The sequence below is a fragment of the Streptomyces sp. 130 genome (assembly GCF_007096885.1).
Classification (GTDB): Bacteria; Actinomycetota; Actinomycetes; order Streptomycetales; family Streptomycetaceae; genus Streptomyces.
Genome location: NZ_VJNO01000017.1, coordinates 121,528 through 130,187 on the forward strand (window position 1 = coordinate 121,528; position 8,660 = coordinate 130,187).

Here is an 8,660-nt window from a genome sequence, read left to right on the forward strand (position 1 = left end):
ACGGTGAAAAGGTGTTACCCACGGGTACCCAAAGCCATCCCGCCGACGTACCCTCGCCCTCATGACGGACTCGCAGGCCCCCACGTCCCCCGCCGCCGCCACGGCCGGCACCAACCCCGTGGCCGCCGCCCCCGCGGGTGTGCGCACGGCCGCCGATGTCGTGACGCCCGAGGTGGTCGCCCGGCTGACGCGCGGCGTCACCGGCTCCGGCCGCACCGCCAACCACACGCCGTTCACCGGCGGGAAGCTGGCCGACCTGCCGGAGTCCACCCCCGAGGACGTGGCCACCGCCTTCGCGCACGCCCGCGCCGCCCAGCCCGCCTGGGCCGCCCTGCCGGTCCGGGCCAGGGCCGCGGTGCTCCTGCGCTTCCACGACTTGGTCGTGGACCGCCAGTCCGAGGTCCTCGACCTCATCCAGCTGGAGACCGGCAAGGCCAGGCTGCACGCCCACGAGGAGGTCCAGGCGGTCGCCGTCGCCGCCCGGCACTACGGCCGCCGGGCCTCCGCCTATCTGCGGCCGAAGCGGCACACCGGGGTCGTGCCGACGCTCACCAAGGTCACCGAGCTCCGACAGCCGCGCGGTGTCGTCGGCCAGATCGCCCCCTGGAACTACCCGCTGGAGCTCTCCGTCGGCGACGCGCTGCCCGCCTTCGTCTCCGGCAACGCCGTGGTGATGAAGCCGGACACCGAGACCGCGCTCACCGCCCTGTGGGCGCGCGACCTGCTGATCGAGGCGGGGCTCCCGGCCGAGGTCTTCCAGGTCGTCCTCGGCGACGGGCCGGTCGTCGGCCCCGAGGTCGTCAAGCACGCCGACTACGTCTCCTTCACCGGCTCCACCCGCACCGGCCGCGAGGTCGCCCAGGGCGCGGCGGCCCGGCTCGTCGGCGTCTCGCTGGAGCTCGGCGGCAAGAACGCGATGCTGGTCCTCGCGGACGCCGACGTGGAGAAGGCCGCCGCCGGGGCCGTCCGCGCCTGCTTCTCCTCGGCCGGCCAGCTCTGCATCTCCATCGAGCGGCTGTACGTCCACGAGTCGGTGGCCGACGACTTCGTGGAGCGGTTCGCCGCCCGGACGAAGGCGATGCGGCTCGGCAGCGCCCTCGCGTACGGCGCCGACATGGGCTCGCTGGTCGGCGAACGGCAGCTGGAGACCGTCAGCCGGCATGTCGCCGAGGCCGTCGAGAAGGGCGCCAGGCTGGTGGCCGGCGGGGTCGCCCGCCCGGACATCGGTCCGCTCTTCTACGAGCCGACGATCCTGGACGGCGTCGAGGCGCCCATGGCCGTCTGCACCGAGGAGACCTTCGGCCCGGTCGTCTCCATCTACCGCTTCCGCGACGAGGACGAGGTCGTGGAGCTGGCCAACGCCACCCCGTACGGCCTGAATTCGAGTGTCTGGACCAAGGACTCCAAGCGCGGTCACCGGATCGCCGCCCGGCTGCGCACCGGCACCGTCAACATCAACGAGGGCTATGCCCCCGCGTACGGCAGCGTGCAGTCCCCGATGGGCGGCATGAAGGACTCCGGTCTCGGCCGGCGCCACGGCTCCGAGGGCATCCTCAAGTACACCGAGGCCCAGACCGTCGCCCAGCAGCGGCTCATCCCGCTCGCCCCGTCCTTCGGGATGGACGACGAGAAGTACGCGGCGTTCATGACCCGCAGCCTGAAGGCGATGAAGGCGTTCCGGCTGCGCTGACACACCCCGCGCCCCGCGCACCGCACCACTTCTGTCCTTTTCGTACCGAGGAGTGCCATGTCCCAGGACAGCCCTGCCCAGAATCAGGACCGGCCGGCCGGTGCGGCCGACGACGACGCCTACGACTACGACGTGATCGTCGTCGGGTCCGGCTTCGGCGGCGCGGTCTCGGCGCTGCGGCTGACCGAGAAGGGATACCGGGTCGGCGTCCTGGAGGCGGGGCGCCGCTTCACCCCGGGCACCCTGCCGAAGAACTCCTGGGACCTGAAGAACTACCTCTGGGCGCCCGCCCTGGGCCTCTTCGGCATCCAGCGCGTGCACCTGCTCGGCAAGGTGATGGTGCTGGCCGGTGCCGGGGTGGGCGGCGGCTCGCTGAACTACGCCAACACGCTGTACGTGCCGCCCGCGCCGTTCTTCGAGGACCGGCAGTGGGCGCACATAACGGACTGGCGGGACGAGCTGAAGCCGTACTACGACCAGGCCAAGCGGATGCTCGGGGTCCGGCTCAACCCCACGACCACCCCCTCCGACGTCCACCTCAAGGCGGCCGCCGAGGCCATGGGCGTCGGCGACACCTTCCACCTGGCCCCGGTCGGCGTCTTCTTCGGCGACGGCCAGGACGCGGACGGCACCGCGCGCGCGAAGCCCGGCTCCACGGTCCCGGACCCGTACTTCGGCGGGGCGGGCCCGGCGCGCAAGGCGTGCACCGAGTGCGGCGAGTGCATGACCGGCTGCCGGCACGGTGCGAAGAACACCCTCAACGAGAACTACCTCCACCTCGCCGAGCAGGCCGGCGCGGTCATCCACCCCATGACCTCCGTCGTCGCCGTGACCGAGCACCCCGAGGGCGGCCACCGCGTCGTCACCGTGCCCACCGACCGGCGGAAGAAGGCGAAGCCCACGACCCTGCGCGCCCGCCAGGTGGTCATCGCGGCGGGTACGTACGGCACGCAGACCCTGCTGCACACGATGAAGGACAAGGGGCTGCTGCCCCGGCTCTCCACCAGGCTCGGCGAGCTGACCCGTACCAACTCCGAGGGACTGGTCGGCGCGCAGACCTCCGACCGGCGCTACCGCAGGAAGCACGGTACGAAGCCCGACTTCACCAAGGGCGTCGCCATCACCTCCTCCATCCACCCCGACGCCAACACCCACATCGAGCCCGTCCGCTACGGCAAGGGCTCCAACGCCATGGGCGGCCTGACCATCGTCCAGGTCCCCTACAGCGCCCACCGGGTCCGCGCCTGGCTCGGCAACCTGGTCAAGCACCCCACGATCGCCGCCCGCTCGCTCTCCAACCGGCGCTGGTCGGAGCGGGTCATCATCGGGCTCGTCATGCAGTCGCTCGACAACTCCCTGACCGCCTACCGCAAGCCGCGCGGCATCGGCAAGGGCCTGCTCACCGCCCGCCAGGGCCACGGCGCGCCCAACCCCACGCAGATAGCCGAGGCGACGCAGAGCGCGACGCTGCTCGCCGAGGAGATCAACGGCTTCCCCGGGTCCAACATCGGCGAGCTGATGGGCACCCCGCTCACCGCCCACTTCCTCGGCGGCTGCCCCATCGGCGCCAGTGCGGACGAGGGCGTCATCGACCCGTACCACCGGCTGTTCGGGCACCCGGGCATCTCCGTGGTCGACGGCTCGGCGGTCTCCGCCAACCTCGGGGTCAACCCGTCGCTGACGATCACCGCGCAGGCCGAGCGCGCCATGTCGTTCTGGCCGAACAAGGGCGAGCAGGACCCGCGCCCGGCGCAGGGCGAGGCGTACGAGCGGCTGGCGGCGGTCGAGCCGCAGGCGCCGGCGGTCCCGAAGGAGGCGTTCGGCGCGCTCAGGCTGCCGTTCCTGGGGATACCGGCCGTGCCGCCGAAGAAGACGGACCCGGAGATGGAGACGGAGCCGGAAACGGAGATGGAGACGAAGCCGGAGCCGGAGACGGAAACGGCCTGAGGACAGCAGAAGGGGCTGCACCCCCCTCCCAGTGCAGCCCCTCACGCTGTAACCGGTCCGTCGTACAACGACCGACAACCGGTGTTCCGCATGCATGACCTGCCGGACCCCCCGAAGGTTGTCCCCGTACTGACGAAATCCTTATGTGAGGTAGGTCACTTCGGCGTCGCCGCGTCAACCGTGCCCGATCCGTGATGTGATTCCGGGCAACTTTCCCCGGGCGCCCCCGGTCGTACCCCCTGTCGCCGCCACAGCGGTCACACAGCTCCCGACGACCCCGAAGGCCCGAGATGAGAAGCACGACCCCGTTCCGCCGTGCGGCGGGCATCGTCGCCTCGGCCGGCCTGCTGGCGGGCGGTCTGCTCGCGCTGAGCAGCCCCGCACAGGCGGCCGGCCCCGAATTCACGATCGGCGGCCCCGCAGAGACCGCCCTGCACCCGTACCCGGCCACCGGCTCCCCGCAGAAGGCGAGCCTCGACGTCACGGTGACCAATCCGTCCGAGGACGAGGAGAACGGCGCCTTCCAGGACGAGTACACCGTCCGCTTCGACTTCGGGAAGCTGGCGGGCGTCGCGGACGTGTCCTTCGACCAGGAGGGCAGCCTGGACTGCGAGCGGACCGGGACCACCGCCGTCTGCCACGACTACGGGATCTGGCCCGGCCTGAGCAGCCTCGCCCGGCTCCAGGTCAGCGCCGCCCAGGGGAGCAAGGACGGCGACTCCGGCACCATCGAGGTCACCGCCGAGGCGGAGGGCGCCACTTTCCGGCCGTTCACCGCGCACGTGTCGATCGGCGGGCCCGACCTGTCGATGAAGCGGCTGCCGCTCAAGACGAAGCTCAAGCCGGGCGACAGCCAGCCGGTGCCCATCACCTTCACCAACAACGGCACCCGCGCCGCCCAGGGCGTCCTGCTCACCCTGCGCAACACGCGCGGCCTGGAATTCACCGAGCGCTACCAGAACTGCGAGTACAGCGAGGAAGACCTGGGCATGGGCAGCCCCGGCGCCTGGTCCACCGCGCTCTGCACCTTCCCCGGCAGCTACGAGCCCGGCGTCACGTACACCCTGGAAGTGCCGCCCACGCTGCGGGCCACCGAGCGCGCCTTCTACGACACCTTCCTCTACCGGATCAACGAGGACGGCACCGACGCCCGCGCGGCGCTGCGCTCCGGCGCCCGCTTCAGCCCCGGCAAGGGCGCGAAGCTGGCCCTGCGCCAGGCCCCGGCCGTCCGCTCGGCCGACCTCGACCCGGCGGACAACCAGCAGGACGCCGACTTCCAGACCACGAACACCGCCGACTTCGCGGCCTACGGCGACCAGGCCGAGGGCGAGCCGGGCGACACCGTGGACGTCACCCTGGGCTTCCGCAACAAGGGCCCCGCCTGGATCGGCTACCTCCGCTCCGGCGAGGACGTCGCCACGGTCGACTTCACCGTGCCCCACGGCAGCTACGTCGTCTCCAAGCCGGACATCTGCCGGGGCGTGACCGCGACCGGCGAGTACCGCGAGAACCAGGAGAAGGCCCCGCGCTACTTCTGCTCCACGCCCATGTCCGTCCTGGAGGACGCCGACTTCGCCCTGCCCTTCCGGCTGAAGCTCGTCTCGGCGGACCCGGGCAGCAACGGCGCGGTCGTCGTCCGCAACACCCACCTGCAGGCGCCCGCGCTGCCCTTCGACCCGGAGCCCGCCAACAACGATGCGTGGGTGGAGCTCAACGGCGAGGACGGGCACGCCACGACGGGCGGCTCCGGCAGCGGCGGCTCGACGGCCACGGGCGGCTCCGGCGACACCGGCGCCACGACCGGCTCCGGTGCGTCCTCGTCCGGCACCGACGGCGCGAGTGGCACGAGCGGCACGACGGGCTCCGGCACCACGGGCTCCGGCTCCGGTGACGGTCCGCTCGCCTCCACCGGCACCGGCGCGCTCGCCGCGTCCGGCGCGGCCCTCGTCGCGCTGCTCGCGGGCGGCGTCCTGTTCACGGTGTCGAGGCGGCGCGCGACGCGCTGACCCGTACACGGAGAAACGGCCGGCCCCGGGCGTCCCCGGAGCCGGCCGTTTCCCTTGGAGAGACCGGGCGGTCCCTCCGAGTGACCGGGCTGCTGTCCCCTGCCGACCGGTCACGCACGCCGGTGCGCGGTCCCACGGCGTACACGCGGTACGCCACGCACCCCGGCGGAGCCACGTGTGCTTCCCCTGCGGGTCCGCCCCTGGCTGACACGGACACCGGGACCAACGAAGCCGCGCCGGACCCGGTCACCCGCCGTACGGGTGAGACCGTGCCCGAACTGGGATACGGCGGGGGAGCGCCGGTCAGACCCGGCCCCGGCACAGCTCCAGGAGCGTCATCGCCAGCGAGGTGCCCGGCTTGCCCAGCGCCTCGCGGTAGCGGACCAGGATCTCCGTTTCGCGGGACAGGTTGACCCGGCGGCCACCCGACGTCATCCGGGCCTCCTGGATCACCGCCGAGACCGCCATCCGTTCCTGGACGAGCCCGATGATCCGGTCGTCCAGGGAATCGATACGGGTGCGGGCGTCGCCGATCAGGGACGCGGCCTCGTCGGTGCGGGCGCCGGTCGCCTCGGTGCTGCTGGTGCTGGTGGTGGTGGTGCTGCTCATGTCGGTTCTCCCGTGAGATGCGGCACCCCGGGGCGGACGGGCCCGGAACGCAGGACGCCCCGGGCCTTTCGGCCCGGGGCGCCTGGAACGTTGCTCGTCAGTTGCTCAAGCAGCACGACCATGGCAGCCGGCGGGCCGGATGCCATAGGTAAAGACGAAGGTCGTGTGCTGACGCATGGGGCCAGTATGGACCCTCGTGCCCGCCGGGCCCATGCCCGGCCCGGATCGTGAGACGCCGCACACCCCCGGGGCGGCGGGCCGGACCGGGGCAGGACACTTCCGGCCGCCGGTAGAATTGGATGACCGACCCCTCTCCACCGCCGGAAGGCCGCCCGTGCCAGCAGCACCCCCCGCCGCCCCCGACACCACCACCGACGTGGTCCTGGTAGTCGACTTCGGCGCGCAGTACGCCCAGCTCATCGCCCGCCGCGTCCGTGAGGCCCGGGTCTACAGCGAGATCGTGCCGTCCACGATGCCGGTGGCCGAGATGCTGGCCAAGAACCCCCGCGCGATCATCCTCTCCGGCGGCCCCTCCTCCGTCTACGCCGAGGGCGCGCCCTCGCTCGACCGCGCGCTCTTCGAGGCCGGGGTCCCCGTCTTCGGCATGTGCTACGGCTTCCAGCTGATGGCGACCACGCTCGGCGGCACCGTCGACGACAACGGCGCCCGCGAGTACGGCCGCACCCCGCTGACCGTCTCCAAGGCCGGCTCCACGCTCTTCGAGGGCACCCCGGCCGAGCAGTCGGTGTGGATGTCCCACGGCGACGCCTGCTCCGCCGCCCCCGAGGGCTTCACCGTCACCGCGTCCACGGACGTCGTCCCGGTCGCCGCCTTCGAGAACGACGAGAAGAAGCTCTACGGCGTCCAGTACCACCCCGAGGTCATGCACTCCACGCACGGCCAGCAGGTCCTGGAGCACTTCCTGTACCGGGGCGCGGGCATCGAGCCCACCTGGACCACGGGCAACGTGATCGAGGAGCAGGTCGCGGCGATCCGCGCCCAGGTCGGCGACAAGCGCGCCATCTGCGGCCTGTCCGGCGGCGTGGACTCCGCCGTCGCCGCCGCCCTCGTCCAGAAGGCCATCGGCTCCCAGCTCACCTGCGTGTACGTCGACCACGGCCTGATGCGCAAGGGCGAGACCGAGCAGGTCGAGAAGGACTTCGTCGCCGCGACGGGCGCGAAGCTGAAGGTGGTCGACGCCGAGAAGCGCTTCCTCGACGCCCTGGCCGGCGTGTCCGACCCGGAGCAGAAGCGGAAGATCATCGGCCGCGAGTTCATCCGCGTCTTCGAGCAGGCCCAGCTGGAGATCCTCCAGGAGGACGGCCCCGAGGTCGCCTTCCTCGTCCAGGGCACGCTCTACCCGGACGTCGTGGAGTCCGGCGGCGGCACCGGCACCGCCAACATCAAGTCCCACCACAACGTGGGCGGCCTGCCCGAGGACATCGAGTTCGAGCTTGTCGAGCCGCTGCGCCAGCTGTTCAAGGACGAGGTCCGGATGGTCGGCCAGGAGCTCGGCCTGCCCGAGGAGATCGTCCAGCGCCAGCCCTTCCCCGGCCCCGGCCTCGGCATCCGCATCGTCGGCGAGGTCACCAAGGACCGGCTCGACCTGCTGCGCGAGGCCGACGCCATCGCCCGCGAGGAGCTGACCGCGGCCGGTCTGGACCGCGACATCTGGCAGTGCCCGGTGGTCCTGCTCGCGGACGTCCGCAGCGTCGGCGTGCAGGGCGACGGCCGCACCTACGGCCACCCGATCGTGCTGCGCCCGGTCTCCTCCGAGGACGCCATGACCGCCGACTGGTCGCGGCTGCCGTACGAGACGCTGGCGAAGATCTCCACCCGCATCACCAACGAGGTCGCCGAGGTCAACCGCGTGGTGCTCGACGTGACGAGCAAGCCGCCGGGGACCATCGAGTGGGAGTGACCCTCCCCGCCACCCCTGACGATGCCGCCGCCCGACACACCGGACGGCGGCATCGCCGTATCCGCCCCCGGCGCCACACCCACCCCCTCCGACACCTGACCCCCAAATCCCGGCGCGAAGCCCCCGGACTCCCACCCGCCCCGGAAACCCACCCACCACGGAGGCCGCCCACCGCGGAGGCCTGCCCACCGCGGAGGCCTGCCCACTGCGGAGGCCCATCCGCCGCGGAGTCCCACCCGCCCCGGAAACCCACCCGCCCGGGCCCCCACCCGCCGCGTGAACCCAGCCCCGCTGGCGCTTGAGGCGCGGGGCCCGGGGCGGAGCCCCAAAACCCAGCCCCTCCGGCGCTTGGGGAGCGGAGCCCGGGGCGGAGCCCCAAAACCCAGCCCCTCCGGCGCTTGAGGCGCGGGGCCCGGGGCGGAGCCCCAAAACCCAGCCCCTCCGGCGCTTGAGGCGCGGGGCCCGGGGCGGAGCCCCAAAACCCAGC

At 72.4% G+C, this 8,660-nt stretch carries 5 protein-coding genes; 4 read left to right on the forward strand and 1 reads right to left on the reverse strand.

The window, feature by feature from the left end; all coding sequences use genetic code 11:
- The first annotated feature begins 61 nt into the window (after positions 1 to 61).
- The 3 genes from FKN01_RS17180 (at position 62) to FKN01_RS17195 (ending at position 5,643) form a co-directional block, all read left to right on the forward strand.
- Entirely contained in the window at positions 62 to 1,690 is a 1,629-nt protein-coding gene (locus FKN01_RS17180) for a succinic semialdehyde dehydrogenase (RefSeq protein ID WP_143621356.1), read from the forward strand.
- Between the two features lie 57 nt (positions 1,691 to 1,747).
- Positions 1,748 to 3,637 carry a GMC family oxidoreductase N-terminal domain-containing protein gene (locus FKN01_RS17185; protein ID WP_260696921.1) on the forward strand — a complete coding sequence of 630 codons (1,890 nt, stop codon included), beginning with the start codon at positions 1,748 to 1,750 and terminating at the stop codon, positions 3,635 to 3,637.
- A 290-nt stretch (positions 3,638 to 3,927) separates the two neighbouring features.
- Positions 3,928 to 5,643, forward strand: a complete 1,716-nt coding sequence (locus FKN01_RS17195; RefSeq protein WP_143621361.1) for a peptidase — start codon at positions 3,928 to 3,930, stop codon at positions 5,641 to 5,643.
- Between the two features lie 303 nt (positions 5,644 to 5,946).
- Here the strand turns inward: FKN01_RS17195 and FKN01_RS17200 are convergent, their stop codons facing one another.
- Positions 5,947 to 6,252 (reverse strand): chorismate mutase, encoded by a 306-nt coding sequence (locus tag FKN01_RS17200; RefSeq protein WP_143621364.1) that lies wholly within the window; start codon positions 6,250 to 6,252, stop codon positions 5,947 to 5,949.
- A 334-nt stretch (positions 6,253 to 6,586) separates the two neighbouring features.
- Between FKN01_RS17200 and guaA the strand changes: the two genes are divergently transcribed.
- Positions 6,587 to 8,173, forward strand: coding sequence for a glutamine-hydrolyzing GMP synthase (guaA, locus tag FKN01_RS17205; protein WP_143621368.1), 1,587 nt, complete (start codon positions 6,587 to 6,589; stop codon positions 8,171 to 8,173).
- Positions 8,174 to 8,660: the final 487 nt, after the last annotated feature.

Coding starts and splice junctions, on each gene's coding strand:
- FKN01_RS17180 (WP_143621356.1), top strand. CDS start 62: ATGACGGACTCGCAGGCCCCCACGTCCCCCGCCGCCGCCACGGCCGGC.
- FKN01_RS17185 (WP_260696921.1), top strand. CDS start 1,748: ATGTCCCAGGACAGCCCTGCCCAGAATCAGGACCGGCCGGCCGGTGCG.
- FKN01_RS17195 (WP_143621361.1), top strand. CDS start 3,928: ATGAGAAGCACGACCCCGTTCCGCCGTGCGGCGGGCATCGTCGCCTCG.
- FKN01_RS17200 (WP_143621364.1), bottom strand. CDS start 6,252: ATGAGCAGCACCACCACCACCAGCACCAGCAGCACCGAGGCGACCGGC.